Annotated in this window: 13 protein-coding genes; 7 read left to right on the top strand and 6 right to left on the bottom strand. The window is 69.4% G+C overall.

Annotated features, from left to right (window positions below; genetic code table 11):
• Positions 1-7: 7 nt before the first annotated feature.
• Positions 8-700, bottom strand: a complete 693-nt coding sequence (locus ACWIDZ_RS08575) for a hypothetical protein (RefSeq protein WP_453987900.1) — start codon at positions 698-700, stop codon at positions 8-10.
• Positions 700-1758: a DUF2125 domain-containing protein gene (locus ACWIDZ_RS08570; RefSeq protein ID WP_453987901.1), complete on the bottom strand. Its 1059-nt coding sequence runs from the start codon at positions 1756-1758 to the stop codon at positions 700-702. Before ACWIDZ_RS08570 ends, ACWIDZ_RS08575 begins: the two co-directional genes overlap by 1 nt.
• Positions 1759-1860: 102 nt before the next feature.
• On the opposite strand from ACWIDZ_RS08570, the gene ACWIDZ_RS08565 reads away from it, so the two are divergent.
• Positions 1861-2295 carry a VOC family protein gene (locus ACWIDZ_RS08565; protein WP_453987902.1) on the top strand — a complete coding sequence of 145 codons (435 nt, stop codon included), beginning with the start codon at positions 1861-1863 and terminating at the stop codon, positions 2293-2295.
• Positions 2296-2300: 5 nt separating this feature from the next.
• On the opposite strand, the gene ybaK is transcribed toward ACWIDZ_RS08565, so the two are convergent.
• Positions 2301-2774 (bottom strand): Cys-tRNA(Pro) deacylase, encoded by a 474-nt coding sequence (gene ybaK / locus ACWIDZ_RS08560; RefSeq protein WP_453987903.1) that lies wholly within the window; start codon positions 2772-2774, stop codon positions 2301-2303.
• A gap of 252 nt (positions 2775-3026) precedes the next feature.
• Positions 3027-5873 carry an ATP-dependent DNA helicase gene (locus ACWIDZ_RS08555; protein WP_453987904.1) on the bottom strand — a complete coding sequence of 949 codons (2847 nt, stop codon included), beginning with the start codon at positions 5871-5873 and terminating at the stop codon, positions 3027-3029.
• A 58-nt stretch (positions 5874-5931) separates the two neighbouring features.
• Here ACWIDZ_RS08555 and ACWIDZ_RS08550 point away from each other — a divergent pair, with 58 nt between their 5' ends.
• Both ACWIDZ_RS08550 and pdeM read left to right on the top strand, forming a co-directional pair.
• Positions 5932-8562: a ligase-associated DNA damage response DEXH box helicase gene (locus ACWIDZ_RS08550; protein ID WP_453987905.1), complete on the top strand. Its 2631-nt coding sequence runs from the start codon at positions 5932-5934 to the stop codon at positions 8560-8562.
• 166 nt (positions 8563-8728) lie between these two features.
• Positions 8729-9472: a ligase-associated DNA damage response endonuclease PdeM gene (gene pdeM, locus ACWIDZ_RS08545; RefSeq protein WP_453987906.1), complete on the top strand. Its 744-nt coding sequence runs from the start codon at positions 8729-8731 to the stop codon at positions 9470-9472.
• On the opposite strand, the gene ACWIDZ_RS08540 is transcribed toward pdeM, so the two are convergent.
• Complete coding sequence (locus ACWIDZ_RS08540) at positions 9465-9638, bottom strand: DUF1328 domain-containing protein (RefSeq protein ID WP_346485004.1); 174 nt, start codon at positions 9636-9638, stop codon at positions 9465-9467. The two genes, pdeM and ACWIDZ_RS08540, sit on opposite strands and share 8 nt — an antisense overlap.
• Before the next feature lie 79 nt (positions 9639-9717).
• Positions 9718-10206 carry an Lrp/AsnC family transcriptional regulator gene (locus tag ACWIDZ_RS08535; RefSeq protein WP_291782849.1) on the bottom strand — a complete coding sequence of 163 codons (489 nt, stop codon included), beginning with the start codon at positions 10204-10206 and terminating at the stop codon, positions 9718-9720.
• A 148-nt stretch (positions 10207-10354) separates the two neighbouring features.
• Between ACWIDZ_RS08535 and ACWIDZ_RS08530 the strand changes: the two genes are divergently transcribed.
• The 4 genes from ACWIDZ_RS08530 to lpdA are packed head-to-tail and all read left to right on the top strand — an operon-like array spanning position 10355 to position 15739.
• Positions 10355-11584: a thiamine pyrophosphate-dependent enzyme gene (locus ACWIDZ_RS08530; RefSeq protein WP_453987907.1), complete on the top strand. Its 1230-nt coding sequence runs from the start codon at positions 10355-10357 to the stop codon at positions 11582-11584.
• Between the two features lie 3 nt (positions 11585-11587).
• Positions 11588-12691: an alpha-ketoacid dehydrogenase subunit beta gene (locus ACWIDZ_RS08525; protein WP_338577063.1), complete on the top strand. Its 1104-nt coding sequence runs from the start codon at positions 11588-11590 to the stop codon at positions 12689-12691.
• Between the two features lies 1 nt (position 12692).
• Positions 12693-14342 (top strand): 2-oxo acid dehydrogenase subunit E2, encoded by a 1650-nt coding sequence (locus tag ACWIDZ_RS08520; RefSeq protein ID WP_453987908.1) that lies wholly within the window; start codon positions 12693-12695, stop codon positions 14340-14342.
• Entirely contained in the window at positions 14342-15739 is a 1398-nt protein-coding gene (lpdA, locus tag ACWIDZ_RS08515) for a dihydrolipoyl dehydrogenase (protein WP_453987909.1), read from the top strand. The genes ACWIDZ_RS08520 and lpdA overlap by 1 nt, the downstream gene beginning before the upstream one ends.
• Positions 15740-16710: the final 971 nt, after the last annotated feature.

The following is a 16710-nucleotide window of genomic DNA, read 5'->3' as shown; positions in this document are numbered from 1 at the left end:
CAATTTGTCAGAAGACGGGAGCGGCGCCGATGACGCCGGTCAGGCCGCCGGGCGCGCCGTCAAGCCTGATGTCTTCCGCCTGCACATAGCCCGTCAGGACGAACAGCTTCAACCCGCCTCCGCCCGACAGAAATTCAGCCGCCAGGCCCGCCTGGCCCAGGGCCTCGACGATGCGAGCGTCCGGCCAACCGCTGTCCGTGACCCAGAAGGTGCGGTCGTCGCCGGTCGGTCCCGGCGCCTCGGTCGAGACCATCAGGGCGCGCGGCGCCCCGGCGGCGTCATCCGGCAGGGCGGCGATGACCTTCAGCATGGGCAGGGCCAGCAACCGCCCCCACCACGGCCGCGCCGACAGATCGATCAGGGCCCGCGTTTTCTGCGCCGCCCCGTCGCGCACGGCGATCAGGGCCTGATCCGCCTCTGCCATCGGCCGCGCCGCCAGCCCCCAGCGGTCAGACGCCAGGATCTGCGACAACGATCCGCAGGCGATCAACGGCCGTCCGTCGGCCGCCTCCAGCCGTCCCAGCACGGCGCGCACCGCCGCTTTTTCCGACAGGCTCGCGCCTTGCAGAACCGCGCGCAGTGCGATGGCGTCGCCGTCGACCGAGCCGCGCGGCCCCGCCGCCAGCCGGGCGCGGACGGCCTCGGCCACGGCCCGCTCCAGCGACAGGCGCGCTTCGTCGGCGGGCGGCTCGATCAGCATCAGAACAGCTGCGGCGCGGGCGCCAGGGCGAACGGCCCCAGATAGGTGCGGCCGCCGCGGAACAGGATGGCCAGCTCCACGCCCTGACCGTCGTCGCCGGTCCCGCCCTGCGGCGTGGCGGCGGCGGCCTTGGCGGCGGCGGCGCGGTCCAGCGCCCCGCCCTGCTGGGCGCCCGCCAGACCCACGATGGCCGCCAGCGGCTTCTCGGCGCGCACGAAGACCTCGCCTTCCAGCTGACCCTGGCCGTCCGCCGACAGGGCGTCGCTAGAGACGAAGGCCTTGCTCTCGCCGGCCTGCAGCTGGCCCTTCACGTCGATGAAGCGGCCGCCCGCCGCCGTCCAGGCGGTCAGCAGCCCCTTGGCGTCCGCGCCCTTGCGCAGGGCCGAGGCCTTTTCGATCACCGCCTCGATCTGGGCGTTCAGCATCCCCGACTGGGTGAAGCCTTCGACCGGGCCGTCCGGGCGGCCCTCGCCGTCGACCAGACGGAACAGCACGTCCACATCATCGGTCGGCGTGTCCGAGCCGACCAGGTGCGGCCGCATGTAGAACTGCACCAGACGCGCCTGCTTCAGCGGGAAGGGCTCGGCGTCCGGCAGGGCGGTGAAGACCGGCCTCTCCAGCTCCAGCGCCACATTGGGCCAGCGCTGCGTCAGGCCGTGCACGCTCATGCGGACGCCCTCGGCGCGGATGGCGGTCTTGCCCTTCTCGCCGCGCGTAACGGTCAGGCCGTCCGGCGCCGCCAGCACCCAGCGCGTGGGATTGTAGGCGTTGGCCTGGGCGATCATCTCGGGCGCCGCGATCGCGTGGCCGGACGGGGCGACGACGTCCAGGTGCTTGATCGTCACCCGCGCGTGCATCGGCCAGCCGGTAGTGGAGATCCCGGCATGCTGGATGGTCCAGCCGCTCTCCTGCAGCCCGGCGATCTTGGCCTCCATGCGCCGCTCGATCTGCTGGGTCAGGAAGAACCACCAGCCGGTCCACAGGACCAGGCCCACGGCGACGATGGCGAAGGGGATGATCAAGCCCTTACGGCTGTGATGCGGGACGGCGTCGGTCATGAGCGCGCTTTAGCAGGATGAGCGGCTGCTGACACGTCCTGTCAGCAGGAACAGGCCAGGCTGCCGCCCGTTCGAATCGCAATCTGACAGGAGACGAGGACCATGGAGACGCAGCAGCTTCATCGCGGCCGGCTGATCGACCATCTGCAACTGGTGACGCCGGACCTGGAGGCCAGCCGCCGCTTCTACGGCGCGGTGCTGGAGGCCCTGGGCGTGCCCATCGGCGGCGAAGCCGAACGCTTCTTCTGGGCCGACGAACTGTTCGTCTCGGCGGTCGACAGCATCGCGGCGGCGGGTCGGCCGACGGGCCGCTGCCACCTGGCCTTCCAGGCGAAGGACCGCGCCATGGTCGAAGCCTTCCACAAGGCGGGGCTGGCGGCGGGCGGAACCGACAACGGCGCGCCGGGCGAGCGGCCCTATCACCCCGGCTACTACGCCGCCTTCCTGCTCGACCCGGACGGCAACAACATCGAGGCGGTGTTCCACGGCGAGGCCGAGCGTTCCGCCGACAGCGTGGTCGTGACGTTCGAGAGCTAGACCGGTCAGGCCGTCAGGTCCGCCCACGTCGCCGTGCAGGCGCGCGCCGCCTCGTCCGGCGCCAACTCCAGCAGCAGGCCGCGCTGGCCGCCGTTGATCAGCACCCGGTCGAACAGGATCGCCGTCTCGTCGATGAAGGTCGGGACGGCCTTCCGCTGGCCGAAGGGACTGACGCCGCCGACCTTGAAGCCGGTCAGGCGCTCGGCGTCGGCGGGCTTCATCATCTGGGCCGACTTGCCCCCTGCGGCGGCGGCCAGCTTCTTCATGCTGACCTCGCAGTCGGACGGCACGACGACGCAGACGGGTTTGGCGTCCACCAAGGTCATCAGCGTCTTGAACACCTGCTCGGGCGCCCAGCCCAGGGCCTCGGCCGCCTGCAGACCCACGCGCGGCGCATCGGGGTCGTAATCGTAGGGATGCAGCTCGAAAGCGACGCCGGCCCTGGTCAGGGCGACAGTAGCGGGGGTGGTCTTGGACATGGGCCTTGGGTCAGTTTGAAGCGCAGCGCTTTGAATAACCGACAGGGCGATCATGCACAGGCCCCTTTTCTTTCGTCATCCTCCGGCGACCCTCGCGAAAGCGAGGGAGACCGGGGGACCTAGCGGCGCCTGGAGGGCGAAAACCCGCGCGCAGCGCGCGCAGCAAAGATCGCCTTCGGCGCCGCTGGCTCCCCCGGTCAGCGCCGCTGCGCGGCTTGCCGGAGGATGACGAAAGAAGAGGGAGCGGAGGCTTCAGCCCGATTCCGCCAGGAACCCCTTGGTCAACTCCACCGTCTCGGCCAGGCCCAGGCGCAGCACCTCCGTCCCCGGCGGCAAGGCGGCGAACAGGCGCGTCGGGCAGGCGGCGTCCAGCATGACGAAGACGCCCCGATCGTCTGCGCGGCGGATCAGACGGCCGAACGCCTGAGCGATCCGCCCGCGCGCCAGGGCGTCGTCCCACGAACGCCCGCCCGAGCCCGTGCCGAACCGCTCGCGTCGCGCCTTGTGCAGCAGGTCCGGACGCGGCCACGGCACCCGGTCGAAGGCCAGAACGCGCAAGGACCGCCCCGGCACGTCCACCCCGTCCCTGACCGCATCGGTGCCCAGCAGGCAGCTGTCGCGCTCGGCCCTGAAGACGTCGACCAGCGCCCCGACCTCCAGCGGATCGACGTGCTGGGCGTAGAGCGGCAGGCCCGCCCGCGCCAGTTCCGGCCCCAGTCGCTCATAGACCGCTTTCAGCCGCCGGATGGCGGTGAACAGGCCCAGTCCGCCGCCGCCCGCCGCCAGAAACAGTTCGCGCATGGCCGAGGCGATCTGGCGCGGGTCGTCCTTGACCAGATCATTGACGACGATGACCCGGCTGTTGGTGGCATAGTCGAACGGGCTGTCGACCTTCAGCGTCCGCGCCGGTTCGATCAGGCGCGCGGCCCCGGTGCGCATCCGGGCGAGGTCGAAGGGGTCTTCCGCCGCCGGATCGGTCAGGGTGGCGCTGGTCACCAGCACCCCGTGCGAGCGCATGACCACCGCCGCCTCCAGCGGCACGGTCGGATCGATCCAGTGACGACGCAGGGCCACGTCATGGATGCGGCCGAAAGCGGCTTCCGCCGAAAGCCAGTCGACGAAATCGGGGTCGGGTTCGTCGCCCCCCTCCTCCAGCGCCGCCAGCATGGAGCGCCAGCCGGGCAGGGTCATGCGCGCGCGCCGGTCCAGCCCGCGCAGCGAGCCCTCGATGCGGGCGCGGGCGGCGCCGTCCAGCTCGGCCGCCTCCTCGTCCAGAATGTCTTCGAGGTGGCGCGACAGGGCCAGCAAGGGCGCCTCGACGGCGGCGATGGCGCGGGCCGCTTCGCGGGCGGCCTCCAGCACCGGCTCGGCGACGGGGCGCAGGGCGCATTCCAGACCGAACTCGGCGCCGCCGGTCTCGGCCGCGCGGGCGCGCAGTTGCTCCAGCGCCGCGACCAGAAATCGCTCGATCGGCCCGATCGGGTTCACCTCGCCCGAGGCCGGGGCGATGCGGCCAGACACGCCTTCGCCGGGCAGTTGGGCGGCGGCCTGGAGCGCGTCCTTCAGGGCCTTGGAGGCGGCTTCGTTGTCGGCGGTCAGGTCGCCCAGACGCTGTTCCAGCCCGCGCCCGCGACGGCCGCGCCCCTCGGGCCCTCTGATCCAGCGACGCAGTTCGGCCGCCTCCTGCCCCGACAGGCAGGCGGAGAAGGCGCTGTCGGCGGCGTCGAACAGGTGGTGGCCCTCGTCGAAGACGATGCGCTTCAGCGCCGCCGTCTCGCCGTCCTGCTTCAGGCCGCGCGCGGTGCGGGCGCCGTCGAAGGCGGCCTGCGTCATCACCAGCGCATGATTGGCCACCACCAGATCGGCCCGGCGGCTGGCGCGGATGGTCTTTTCAACGAAGCACAGGCGATAGTGGGGGCAGGCGGCGTGGACGCACTCGCCGCGCCGGTCGACCAGATTGGCCGGTCCCGCCTGATGCATGGGCGCGGTCGCATAGAGGCCGGGCAGCCAGCCGGGATAGTCGCCCCCCGTCATGTCGCCGTCGCGGGTGTGGGCGGCCCAGCGCGCGGCCAGGCCCATGCCGATCAGGTCGCCGTTCCCCAGCTGCGCCGCCTGCACCATGTCCTGAAGGTTCAGTAGGCAGAGGTAGTTCTCGCGCCCCTTGCGCACCACCGTCTTGCGGCGACGCTCGGCCTCGTCGGGCCACAGGGCGCGGCTTTCGCGGTCGATCTGGCGTTGCAGGGCGCGGGTGTAGGTCGAGATCCACGCTGCGCCTGCGTTGCGCTCGGCCCACAGGCTGGCGGGCGCCAGATAGCCCAGGGTCTTGCCCGTGCCGGTCCCGGCCTCGGCCAGCAGGACGCGCGGGCGACCCTCTTCGTTGCGCGGCGAAAAGGCGTAGGCGGCCTCCGCCGCATAGTCGGACTGGGCAGGCCGCGTCTCGTCCAGACCCGAGGCCTGAAGCAGCTTGTCCAGGCGGATGCGGGCGCTCTCGGAATCGACGGGGGCCGACCCGGCCTCGCCGCGCGGCGCCTCGTCTTCCCATTCCTGCAGCCGCGCCCAGACGTCGAGGCCCGAGCCGCGCTGCTGGCGGTCGCGCAACGGCCCGGCGCGCAGGGCCTGAAGCACGCGCGACGCCCAGCCCCAGCCCGCCCGCTCCAGCGTCAAGGCCAGCGTATAGGCCTCCTCCCGCCCCGGATAGGCAGGCGCGGCCAGCTCGGCCAGCAGGTCGGCGGCGGCGGCGCGCAGGGCGGCGGCCTGGGCCTCGGCCCCCCTCGGCTCCTCGCGCCCGAGCGCCAGCGCCAGTCCCGTGGCCGACGGAGCGCAGAACCGGGCCGGGCGCACGAAGGCGAACAACTCCAGCGCATCCAGCATCTCGGCCGAGCGCGGCGGCGGCGCCAGACCCAGCCGTCGCGCCGTCAGCCCAGCGTGGGCGACGATCACGTCGCCGCCGGTGAACAGGCCCTCGGCGGCGCCCCGCCCGATCTTGCGCGCGCCCTGATCGTCGCACACGGCCCCGGCCCCCGGCGGCGTGGCCAGCGCGGGCGGCAGGTCGAACGTCAGCGACGACGCGGTGCTGATCTCGGCGGATTCGACAGTCACCCTCGCTAGATAGCGCCAGAGGTGACGAAACGGAACGGGAACATGCTATAGGCCTGTCGTGACGCCGCCGATCACTGCAACGCTTCCGCCGCTGTTCGCCGACTGGTTCGCCGGTCGGGGCTGGTCGCCGCGTCGGCATCAGCTGGAAATGGTGGCGGCGGCGCAGGCCGGAAAGCACGCCCTGCTGGTGGCGCCGACGGGCGGAGGCAAGACTCTGGCGGGCTTCCTGCCCAGCTTGATCGATCTGGCCGAACGGGGGCCGAGGCCGCAGACCGGACCAGGGTCGGGCGTCCACACCCTCTATCTGTCGCCGCTGAAGGCCTTGACCACCGACGTCGAGCGCAACCTGATGACGCCGATCCGCGAGATCGGGCTCAACATCCACGTCGAGAGCCGCACCGGCGACACTAAACAGTCCAAGAAGCAGCGCCAGCGCGACTTCCCGCCCGACATCCTGCTGACCACGCCCGAGCAGTTGGCCCTGTTCTGCGCCTGGGAGGGGGCGAGGGATTATTTCGCCGACCTGAAGTGCGTGGTGCTGGACGAGGTCCACGCCATCTGGAGCGGCAAGCGCGGCGACCTGCTGGCGCTGGGGCTGGCGCGGTTGCAGACGTTCGCGCCGACGATGCGGCGGGTGGCCCTGAGCGCGACGGTGGACGATCCGGGCAAGATCGCCGACTGGCTTTCTCCTTCTCCCCTTGTGGGAGAAGGTGGCAGGCGGAGCCTGACGGATGAGGGGTCTCGCGACATTCCCGAAATCATCCCGTCCGACGACAGAAGAACCCCTCATCCGAGCCCTTCGGGCCCACCTTCTCCCACAGGGGGAGAAGGAATATGCATCGTCCTCGGCGATCCGGGCGCGTCGCCGGTGGTGGACGTGCTGGTCTCGGAAGGCCGCGTGCCCTGGGCCGGGCACACCGGCGTCCACGCCATCCCCGAGGTCTACGACGCCATCAAGCAGGCAGGCCTCAGCCTGATCTTCGTCAACACCCGCTGGCAGGCCGAGTTCGTGTTCCAGTCGTTGTGGGCGATCAATGAGGACGACCTGCCGATCGCACTTCACCACGGCTCCCTGGCCGCCGAGCAGAGGCGCAAGGTCGAGGCGGCGATGGCGCGCGGCGACCTCAAGGCCGTGGTCTGTACCTCGACGCTGGACCTGGGCATCGACTGGGGCGACGTCGATCTGGTGATCCAACTGGCCGCGCCGAAGGGGGCCAGCCGTCTGGTCCAGCGCATCGGCCGCGCCAACCACCGGCTGGACGAGCCGTCGCGCGCCCTGATGGTCCCCGCTAGCCGCTTCGAGATGCTGGAGTGTCAGGCCGCGCGCGAGGCCGTAGCCGAGAACGCCTTCGACTGGGAGCCGGAACATACGGGCACGCTGGATACGCTGGCCCAGCACGTCATGGGCTGCGCCTGTTCGGAGGCCTTCGACCTGCCCGACCTGTTCGCCGAGGTGACGACGGCCGGCCCCTATCGCGGCCTGACCTATGAGGCGTTCGAGGAGGTGGTCGATCTGGTCGCTGTCGGCGGCTATGCGCTGCGGACCTATGATCGCTTCGCCCGCATCGTGCGCACCCGCGACGGCAAATGGACCGTCCGCAACGCCCAGATGGCCCAACGGCACCGGATGAACGTCGGCGCCATCGTGTCGGCCGCCAATCTGAACGTGCGGGTCGCGGGGCGGCGCGCGGGCGGCAAGCATCTGGTCGCGGGGCGCAAGATCGGCGAGGCCGAGGAATGGTATTTCGAGCAGATGACGCCCGGCGACACCTTCGTCTTCGCCGGTCAGGTCTGGGCCTTTCAGGGGATCGTCAAGACGGACGCCCTCGTCTCGCCTGCCGTGGATAAAGACCCGAAGATCCCCTCTTACGGCGGCTCGAAATTCCCGCTGGGCACCTCTCTGGCCGAGCGGGTGCGGCGCATGGTGCAGGACCGCGACCACTGGCGCGTCCTGCCGCCCGACGTGCAGGAGTGGCTGGAGCTTCAAGCGTTGCGCAGCGCTATCCCCGAAGCGCAAACCCTGCTGATCGAGACCTTTCCGAGGGGCACGCGGCATTTCCTGGTCGCCTATCCGTTCGAGGGGCGGCTGGCGCACACGACCCTGGCCATGCTGCTGACGCGGCGACTGGACCGGATAGGCGTCGGGCCGCTGGGCTTTGTGGTCACCGACTATTCGCTGGCCATCTGGTCGATCCGACCGATGGACGACCTCGATCTGGACGCCCTGTTCGAGCCGGACATGCTGGGCGACGATCTGGAGGCCTGGCTGGAGGAAAGCTTCATGATGAAACGGTCCTTCCGCAACTGCGCCTTGATTTCCGGCCTGATCGAGCAGCGCCAGCCGGGAGCGGAGAAGACCGGGCGGCAGGTGACGTTTTCGACCGACCTGATCTACGACGTGCTGCGGCGCCATCAGCCCGATCACCTGCTGCTGAGGACGGCGCGGACCGATGCGGCGACGGGCCTGCTGGACGTGGCGCGGCTGGGCCAGTTGCTGAGCCGCATCCACGGCCGGATCGTGCACAAGGCGCTAGACCGGCCCTCACCCTTCTGCGTGCCGGTGCTGGTGCAGATCGGGCGTGAACGGGTCGGGGGAGACGCGGCGGAAATGATCCTGGACGAGACCGCCGAGGCCCTGATCGCCGAGGTCATGGAAGACGCGCCCGAAGCGCTGAAGGGGGCGGCGTGAAGATAAGACGCGTCCTTCTCCCCTTGGGGGAGAAGGTGGGCGGCGGAGCCGCTCGGATGAGGGGGCTGCTTCAGCGAGCTGAACGTCAGACGATGAGGTTGAGGCCGGCCGCCCCCTCATCCGTCTCGCTGCGCGAGCCACCTTCTCCCCCACGGGGAGAAGGGCGATGAACGACGCCTTGCGGGAAATCCTGTCGCCCTATCGTCATCCGTGCGGCGGGCTGAAGCTGACGGTCAACGGCGAAGCCTGCGTGCTGCGCTGCTCCGGAGCCCTGTGGCTGCCGGGGCGTCAGGCCCTGATCGCCTCGGACCTGCATCTGGAGAAGGGCTCGGCCTTCGCGGCGCGCGGGCAGATGCTGCCGCCCTATGACAGCCCCGCCACCTTGGCCCGGCTGGAGGCCGAGATCGACGCGCTGGACCCGCGCGCGGTCGTCCTGTTGGGCGACAGCTTCCATGATTCAAAGGCTGTGTCGCGCATGGACGGCGCCCAGCTGACGCGGCTGGAGAGGCTGGCCGCGGGTCGCGACTGGATCTGGCTGGAGGGCAATCACGACCTGGACGCCCTGGCCGGCGCGCTGGCCAATCCCTTCAGGCGCCTGCCCGGCCGGGTGGTCGAGACCCTGGCGCTGGGCGGCCTGTTCCTGATCCACGAGCCGCAGCCCGACCCCGCGCCGGGCGAGGTGGCGGGCCACCTGCATCCCGCCGCTCGCGTCGCCGCCTATGGACGAGGCGTGCGCCGCCCCTGTTTCGTCACCGACGGACGGCGGCTGATCATGCCCGCCTTCGGCGCCTTCACCGGCGGCCTGGATGTGCGCGATCCGGCGATCGCGGGATTGTTCCCAACCCCGCCCCTGGCCGCGCTTCTAGGGCGGGACAAGGTTCACGCGGTGGCGTTCGAAACCCTCAGGTGACCTTCTTGGCCACGGTCACGCCCAGGATCAGGAAGACCACGAAGACGATCAGCGCCAGGATGGCCAGGAATTTGGCGATGCCCGCCGCCGCGCCCGCGATCCCGCCGAAACCCAGCAGACCGGCGACCAGGGCGATGACGGCGAAGATAAGCGCCCATTTCAGCATGTCGGAAACCTCCGCTTTTCACCTCAGGCCAACGAACCGCGTGAAATGGAGGTTCCGCCTGACCGAAAGGCGACGCCTCTCAGCTGACGTGCGGCGTGATGATGCCCAGCGGCAGGGTGGTGACGTTCTTGACCCCGCGAGTGACGATGTGGCTCTCGCAATTGGAGACGATTCCCAGCGTCAGCAGCTTGTCGCGCAGGAATTGATCGAAGGCGTGCATGTCGGTGGTGATGATGCGCAGGACATAGTCCTCGCGGCCGGTGATGGTGGCGCACTGCACGACTTCGGGCCAGCCTTCGACGGCCTGTTCGAAGATCTGCAGGTTGTCGCGCGTCGGCAGGCTCAGCTTGACGATGGCGTAGACTTCGAAGTCCAGGCCCAGAAGTCCGGCGTCCAAGAGCGTGACACGCTTGCGTATCAGGCCAGAGTCCTCCAGTCTCTTGATCCGGCGCCAGCACGGCGAGGCCGACAGGCCGACGCGATCGGCGACCTCGGCGACGGACAGGCCTGCGTCCTGTTGAAGGATGTCGAGGATGCGTGCGTCGATGGGGTCGAGTTCGTCGGCCAAAGGCTTTCTCCGAATTAGCTTTCCGCGCAATAAAATACCCCAAATCAGCATTTGGCAAGGGTGTTTTTGGGAGAGCTAACAGTGAGCCGACATGCTATGCCCTGCTTCATAAGGAAACGCGGCCGGTTCAACCGGACGGGAGGCATTGATGAAGAACACCCCGACGCTGTCGCTGCGCGTCCCGGAGCCTTCGGGTCGGCCGGGCGACACGCCTGATTTCAGCCACCTGAAGCTCGATGCGCCCGGCGCGGTCGACCGCCCGGAGGTCAGCACGGCGCCCGCCGAGATGCGCGATCTCGCCTTCCGCCTGATCCGCGTGCTGGACGATGAAGGCAAGGCCGTCGGCCCCTGGAACCCCAAGCTGGACCCCGAGACAATGCGTCGCGGCCTGAAGGCCATGATCCTGACGCGCGCCTTCGACGACCGGATGCACCGCGCCCACCGTCAGGGCAAGACCAGCTTCTATATGAAGTGCACCGGCGAAGAGGCCATCGCGGTCGCGCAGGGGATGATCCTGAGCCGCGAGGACATGGGCTTCCCTACCTATCGCCAGCAGGGCCTTCTGATCGCGCGCGACTATCCGCTCGCGACCATGATGAACCAGATCTATTCGAACGCCGAAGACCCCATCAAGGGCCGCCAGCTGCCGATCATGTACTCGGCCAAGGACTACGGCTTCTTCACCATCTCGGGCAATCTGGGCACCCAGTATGTTCAGGCCGTGGGCTGGGGCATGGCCTCGGCCATCCGCGGCGACGACAAGATCGCCATCACCTGGATCGGCGACGGTTCGACCGCCGAGAGCGACTTCCACTCGGCCCTGACCTTCGCCGCCGTCTATCGCGCGCCGGTCATCCTGAACATCGTCAACAACCAGTGGGCCATCTCGTCCTTCCAGGGCATCGCCGGCGGGCTTGAGACCACCTTCGCGTCCAAGGGCATCGGCTATGGCCTGCCCGCCCTGCGCGTCGACGGCAACGACTTCCTGGCCGTCTGGGCCGCGACCCAGTGGGCCGAGGAGCGCGCTCGCACCAATCAGGGCGCGACGATCATCGAGCTGTTCACCTATCGCGGCGCCCCGCACTCGACCTCGGACGACCCCAGCCGCTACCGCCCCGGCGACGAGCATGAGAAGTGGCCGCTGGGCGATCCGATCGCCCGCCTGAAACAGCACCTGATCGCTATCGGCGAATGGTCCGACGAACAGCAGGAAGAGGCCGAAAAAGAAACGGTCGAAAAGGTCCGCGCCGCCGCCAAGGAATCCGAGGCCGTCGGCACGCTGGGCCAATCGCGCCCCAGCGTGAAGACCATGTTCGAGGAGGTCTATGCGACCGAGGACTGGCGTCTGGTCGAACAGCGCCGCGAAGTAGGAGTCTGAGTGATGGCCGAGATCAACGACAAGATTGAAGCCGACATGGTCGACCAGAAGGACGCCCCGGCGTCGGTCGCCCCGGACGCTCCCGCCATTGCGCCGATGAACATGATCCAGGCCCTGAACTCGGCCCTGGACGTCAAGATGGCCGAAGACCCGACTGTCGTTTCCTACGGCGAGGACGCGGGCTATTTCGGCGGCGTCTTCCGCGTCACCGACCATCTGCAGAAGAAGCACGGCCTGAACCGCAGCTTCGACGCCCCGATCTCGGAAACCGGCATCGTCGGCACCGCCATCGGCATGGCCGCCTATGGCCTGCGCCCGGTCGTCGAGATCCAGTTCGCCGACTACATCTATCCGGCCTACGACCAGATCGTCTCCGAAGCGGCCAAGATGCGTTATCGCTCGGGTGGCCAGTTCACCTCCTCGATGGTGATCCGCAGCCCCTATGGCGGCGGCATTTTCGGCGGCCAGACGCACAGCCAGTCGCCGGAAAGCTTGTTCACCCACATCGCCGGTCTGAAGGTGGTGATCCCGTCCAACCCCTATGACGCCAAGGGCCTGTTGCTCGCGGCGATCGAGGACGACGATCCGGTCATCTTCTTCGAGCCCAAGCGCCTCTACAACGGCCCCTTCGACGGCTGGCACGAAAAGCCGGTCAGCCCGTGGAAGGCGCAGGAACTGGCCCAGGTTCCGACCGGCAAATACGTCGAGCCGATCGGCAAGGCCCGCGTGATGAAGGAAGGCTCCGACGTCACCATCCTGGCCTATGGCACCATGGTCTGGGTCGCGCTGGCGGGCGCCGAGCACGCGGGCGTGGACGCCGAGGTCATCGACCTTCGCACCCTGGTTCCGCTGGACATCGAAGCCATCGAGGCCTCGGTCAAGAAGACCGGCCGCTGCGTCATCGTGCACGAGGCGCCGAAAACCTCGGGCTTCGGCGGCGAACTGAGCGCGCTGGTGCAGGAGCGCTGCTTCTATCACCTGGAGGCGCCGGTGGCGCGCGTGACCGGCTGGGACACGCCCTATCCGCACGCCTTTGAATGGGAATATTTCCCCGGACCGCAGCGGGTCGCCGACGCGCTGAAAGCCGTCATGACGGGAGGTCGCTAAGATGGGTCGTTACGTATTCAAGCTGCCCGACGTGGGTGAAGGCACCGCCGAGGCCGAGCTCGTCGGCTGGCACGTCAAGGTCGGCGATACGGTCGCCGAGGATCAGATCGTCGCCGACGTCATGACCGACAAGGCCACGGTCGAACTGACCAGCCCGGTCGCGGGCGTCGTCACCGCCTTGCACGGTGAGCCCGGCCAGATGATGGCCGTGCGCGGCCCTTTGGCCGAGTTCGAGGTCGAGGGCGAAGGCAACGCCTCCGCCGATGAACCGGCCCCTGCGCCGGTCTCCGCCGCGCCCGAACCTGCTCCGGTCGCCGTCGAAGCGCCCAAGGCCGAGGCCGCTCCTGCCCCGGTCGCCGCCGCCGGGGCCAACCACGTCTTCAAACTGCCTGACGTTGGCGAAGGCACGGCCGAGGCCGAACTGGTCGGCTGGCACGTCAAGGTCGGCGACGCGGTTCAGGAAGACCAGATCCTGGCCGAGGTCATGACCGACAAGGCGACGGTCGAACTGACCAGCCCGGTCTCCGGCGTCGTCGTCGCCCTGCACGGCGAAGCCGGTCAGCAGATCGCCGTCGGCGGCCCCCTGGTCAGCTTCAAGGTCGAGGGCAAGGGCAATGTCGCCGAGGCTCCGGCCGCCGCTGCAGCGCCTGCCGCCAAGGCCGAGAAGGCCGCGCCGGCGCCTGTCGCCGCACCGGCCGCCAAGCCTGCTGCTGCGCCCAAGACCGACGCCAAGCCCGTTCCGGCCCTGACCGGCCGCCAGCCGGGCGAGCGCCCGCTGGCCTCCCCCGCCGTGCGCAACCGCGCGCGTGATCTGGGGATCGATCTGGTCTTCGTGCCCGGCAGCGGTCCCGCAGGCCGCATCGAGCACGCCGATCTGGACGCCTTCGTCGCGCGCGGCGGCACGTTCGCCCCGGCTACGGCTTCGGGCGGTTCGCTCTACGCCAGGGCCGAGGGAACCAACGAAGTCCGCATCATCGGCCTGCGCCGCAAGATCGCGGAGAAGATGGCCGAGAGCGTCCGTCGCATCCCGCACATCACCTATGTCGAGGACATCGACATGACGGCGGTGGAAGAGCTGCGCGCCCACCTGAACGCCCAGAACAAGGGCACAGGCCGCGCCAAGCTCAACGTCCTGCCCTTCATCGCCCGCGCCATCGTCGTGGCCCTGAAGGACCAGCCGAACATCAACGCCACCTATGACGACGAGGCCGGCGTGCTGACCCAGCACAACGCCGTCCACCTGGGCATCGCCGCCCAGACGCCGAACGGCCTGATGGTCCCGGTCGTCCGCCACGCCGAGGCGCGCGACGCCTACGACACGGCCGAAGAAATCGCCCGCGTCTCGGGCGCCGCCAAGGACGGCAGCGCCAAGCGCGAGGAACTGTCCGGCTCGACCATCACCATCACCTCGCTGGGCACGCTCGGCGGCGTGGTGCACACGCCCATCATCAACCACCCCGAAGTCGCCATCGTCGGTCCGAACAAGATCGAGGAGCGCGTCGTGGTGCGGGGCGGCCAGATGGTCGTGCGCAAGATGATGAACCTGTCCTCCAGCTTCGATCACCGCATCGTCGACGGCCATGACGCGGCGGTCTTCGTGCAGAAGATCAAGACCCTGCTGGAGAACCCGGCCACGCTCTGGATGAACTGATGACCCAGACCCTCAAGACCAAAGTCCTGATCATCGGCGCCGGAACCGGCGGCTATGTGGCGGGGATCCGTTGCGGCCAGCTGGGGCTGGAGACCGTGCTGGTGGACGCATCCCCCGGTCTCGGCGGCACCTGCCTGAACGTCGGCTGCATCCCGTCCAAGGCCATCATCCACGCGGCGGGCAAGTTTGAGACGGTGGCCAAGGCCGCCGGCGACGGTACGCTGGGCATCACCGCCTCGACCCCGGCCATCGACCTGTCGAAGACGGTCGAGTGGAAGGACGGGGTGGTCAAGAAGCTGAACGCGGGCGTCGCCGCCCTGCTGAAGAAGGCCAAGGTCAATGTCATCAAGGGCTGGGCCGAGTTCACCGACGCCAAGACCTGCACCGTGAAAACCGACGACGGCGACATCCGCATCACCGCCGAACACGTCATCCTGGCCACGGGGTCAGAGCCGGTCGAACTGCCCTTCCTGCCCTTCGGCGGCGACGTGATCTCGTCCACCGAGGCCCTGAGCCTGCCGGAAGTGCCCAAGAAGCTGGTCGTCGTCGGCGGCGGCTACATCGGCCTGGAGCTGGGCATCGCCTTCCGCAAGCTGGGCGCCGAAGTGGCTATCGTCGAGATGGCCGAGCGCATCCTGCCGCTCTACGACAAGGCCCTGACCGACCCCGTCGCCAGATGGCTGGAGAAGCACGGGGTCCAGCTGCTGCTCGGCGCCCGCGCCGGGGGCTTCGGCGACGGCAAGCTGAACGTCACCGACAAGGACGGCGCCCCGATGCAGCTGGACGCCGACAAGGTGCTGGTCACCGTCGGCCGCCGCGCGCGGACGAAAGGCTGGGGCCTCGAAAACATGGGCGTGGCCATGAACGGCCCGTTCGTGAAGATCGACGAGCGCTGCGCCACCAGCATGAAGAACGTCTGGGCCATCGGCGACCTGACCGGCGAGCCCATGCTGGCGCACAAGGGCTCGGCCCAAGGCGAAGTCGTGGCCGAGATCATCGCCGGGCACGATCGCGTCTTCGATCCGACCACCATCGCCGCCGTCTGCTTCACCGAGCCGGAGATCGTCTCGGCGGGCCTAGGCCCCGACGACGTCAAGGGCCGCGACGACGTGATCCAGGCCGTCTTCCCCTTCGCCGCCATCGGCCGCGCCCTGGCCATCGAGGCGGGCGAGGACGGCGGCTTCGTCCGCGTCATCGCCTCGAAGACGGACCACCGCCTGCTGGGCGTCCAGGCCGTCGGCCAGCATGTGTCGGAGCTGTCCAACAGCTTCGCCCAGATGCTGGAGATGGGCGCGGTGCTGGAGGACGTGGCCGGAACCATCCACGTCCACCCGACCATGGGCGAAGCCTTCCACGAGGCGTCCCTGCGCGCGCTGGGCCACGCCATACATATCTGAGGGCGCTATGCTCGGGTCGCGGACCCTCGCGACTTGAGCGCAGTCGAGCAGGCCGCGATCGTCGGCCCTTCGGGACCTCCCGACCCGACGCGGCCTGAGCCCTTCTCCCCTTGTGGGAGAAGGTGGCAGCCGAAGGCTGACGGATGAGGGGTCGCGCGGCGGTCTAAGCGCGGCCTTCATCCAACCTCGGAGAGACCCCTCATCCGGCCCTGACGGGCCACCTTCTCCCACAAGGGGAGAAGGAACAGCTTTACCCGCCTCGGGGTGACCGGGCGGCGGAAGGGCTGGGCGGGGCGCCGGGGCTTCGCCCGGAGAAGATGTGATTTACCGTTTCGACGAAGGCCGACGCCCCGCGCGAAGAGTTGGACATGAGCTCGGGGCAGGCGCCGTTGTTCGCGGCTACCCCCGGCGCCCATGACGGGCAGGCCGCGCGACGACGCAGTCCTGGAACGGTCCGAGTAACCCCTCGACCCTGGCCGGAGCCTCTCTGGCGGACGGGTCGAACGCCCCGTCGCTAGGCCCCGTCGGCTCCGCGTCCCGATGTCTGCGGCCGGTCGCGCTTGCGCGCGGCTTGAGGCCGCGGAACGGCGTTGGAGGCGTTCGCCTCGTTCCGCCGCCCGCAGGACATCCTGAACCGCCCACCCGAACCGTCGCCGCCTTCCGCTGGGGTTCCCCTTGCCCGGCGCGCGCGATGGGAGGCCGACGGTCCGACACGGACCCCGTTCTCTCCGCTCCCGCCGCCGCTTCGGTTCGCCGGCCGAGCGAGCCCTCCCCTGCGACGGGACGAGGGGCAGGATGCGGCAGGCGGGAGGTGGGGCGGGGAGATGAGGACGAGTGGGGCGCTGGCGCGGGAAGTATCAGGCGCTGCGAAGCCTTGATGTGAAGGCCGGCGGATTTTCCTTCTCCCACAAGGGGAGGCGGTCCCGCTTGCCCACGGCCGACGAAAGACCGACCCCTGGCGCAAACGGGAG

The sequence above is a fragment of the Brevundimonas sp. NPDC055311 genome, from assembly GCF_053645695.1.
Note: the sequence above shows the minus strand (reverse complement) of the source record. Positions and strands in the feature narration are given on the sequence as shown.

What these genes read in the sequence shown, in the direction of transcription:
- pdeM (WP_453987906.1), top strand. Translation starts at nt 8,729, where the DNA reads ATGAACGACGCCTTGCGGGAAATCCTGTCGCCCTATCGTCATCCGTGC.
- ACWIDZ_RS08540 (WP_346485004.1), bottom strand. Translation starts at nt 9,638, where the DNA reads ATGCTGAAATGGGCGCTTATCTTCGCCGTCATCGCCCTGGTCGCCGGT.
- ACWIDZ_RS08570 (WP_453987901.1), bottom strand. Translation starts at nt 1,758, where the DNA reads ATGACCGACGCCGTCCCGCATCACAGCCGTAAGGGCTTGATCATCCCC.
- ACWIDZ_RS08575 (WP_453987900.1), bottom strand. Translation starts at nt 700, where the DNA reads ATGCTGATCGAGCCGCCCGCCGACGAAGCGCGCCTGTCGCTGGAGCGG.
- ybaK (WP_453987903.1), bottom strand. Translation starts at nt 2,774, where the DNA reads ATGTCCAAGACCACCCCCGCTACTGTCGCCCTGACCAGGGCCGGCGTC.
- ACWIDZ_RS08530 (WP_453987907.1), top strand. Translation starts at nt 10,355, where the DNA reads ATGAAGAACACCCCGACGCTGTCGCTGCGCGTCCCGGAGCCTTCGGGT.
- ACWIDZ_RS08525 (WP_338577063.1), top strand. Translation starts at nt 11,588, where the DNA reads ATGGCCGAGATCAACGACAAGATTGAAGCCGACATGGTCGACCAGAAG.
- ACWIDZ_RS08520 (WP_453987908.1), top strand. Translation starts at nt 12,693, where the DNA reads ATGGGTCGTTACGTATTCAAGCTGCCCGACGTGGGTGAAGGCACCGCC.
- ACWIDZ_RS08565 (WP_453987902.1), top strand. Translation starts at nt 1,861, where the DNA reads ATGGAGACGCAGCAGCTTCATCGCGGCCGGCTGATCGACCATCTGCAA.
- lpdA (WP_453987909.1), top strand. Translation starts at nt 14,342, where the DNA reads ATGACCCAGACCCTCAAGACCAAAGTCCTGATCATCGGCGCCGGAACC.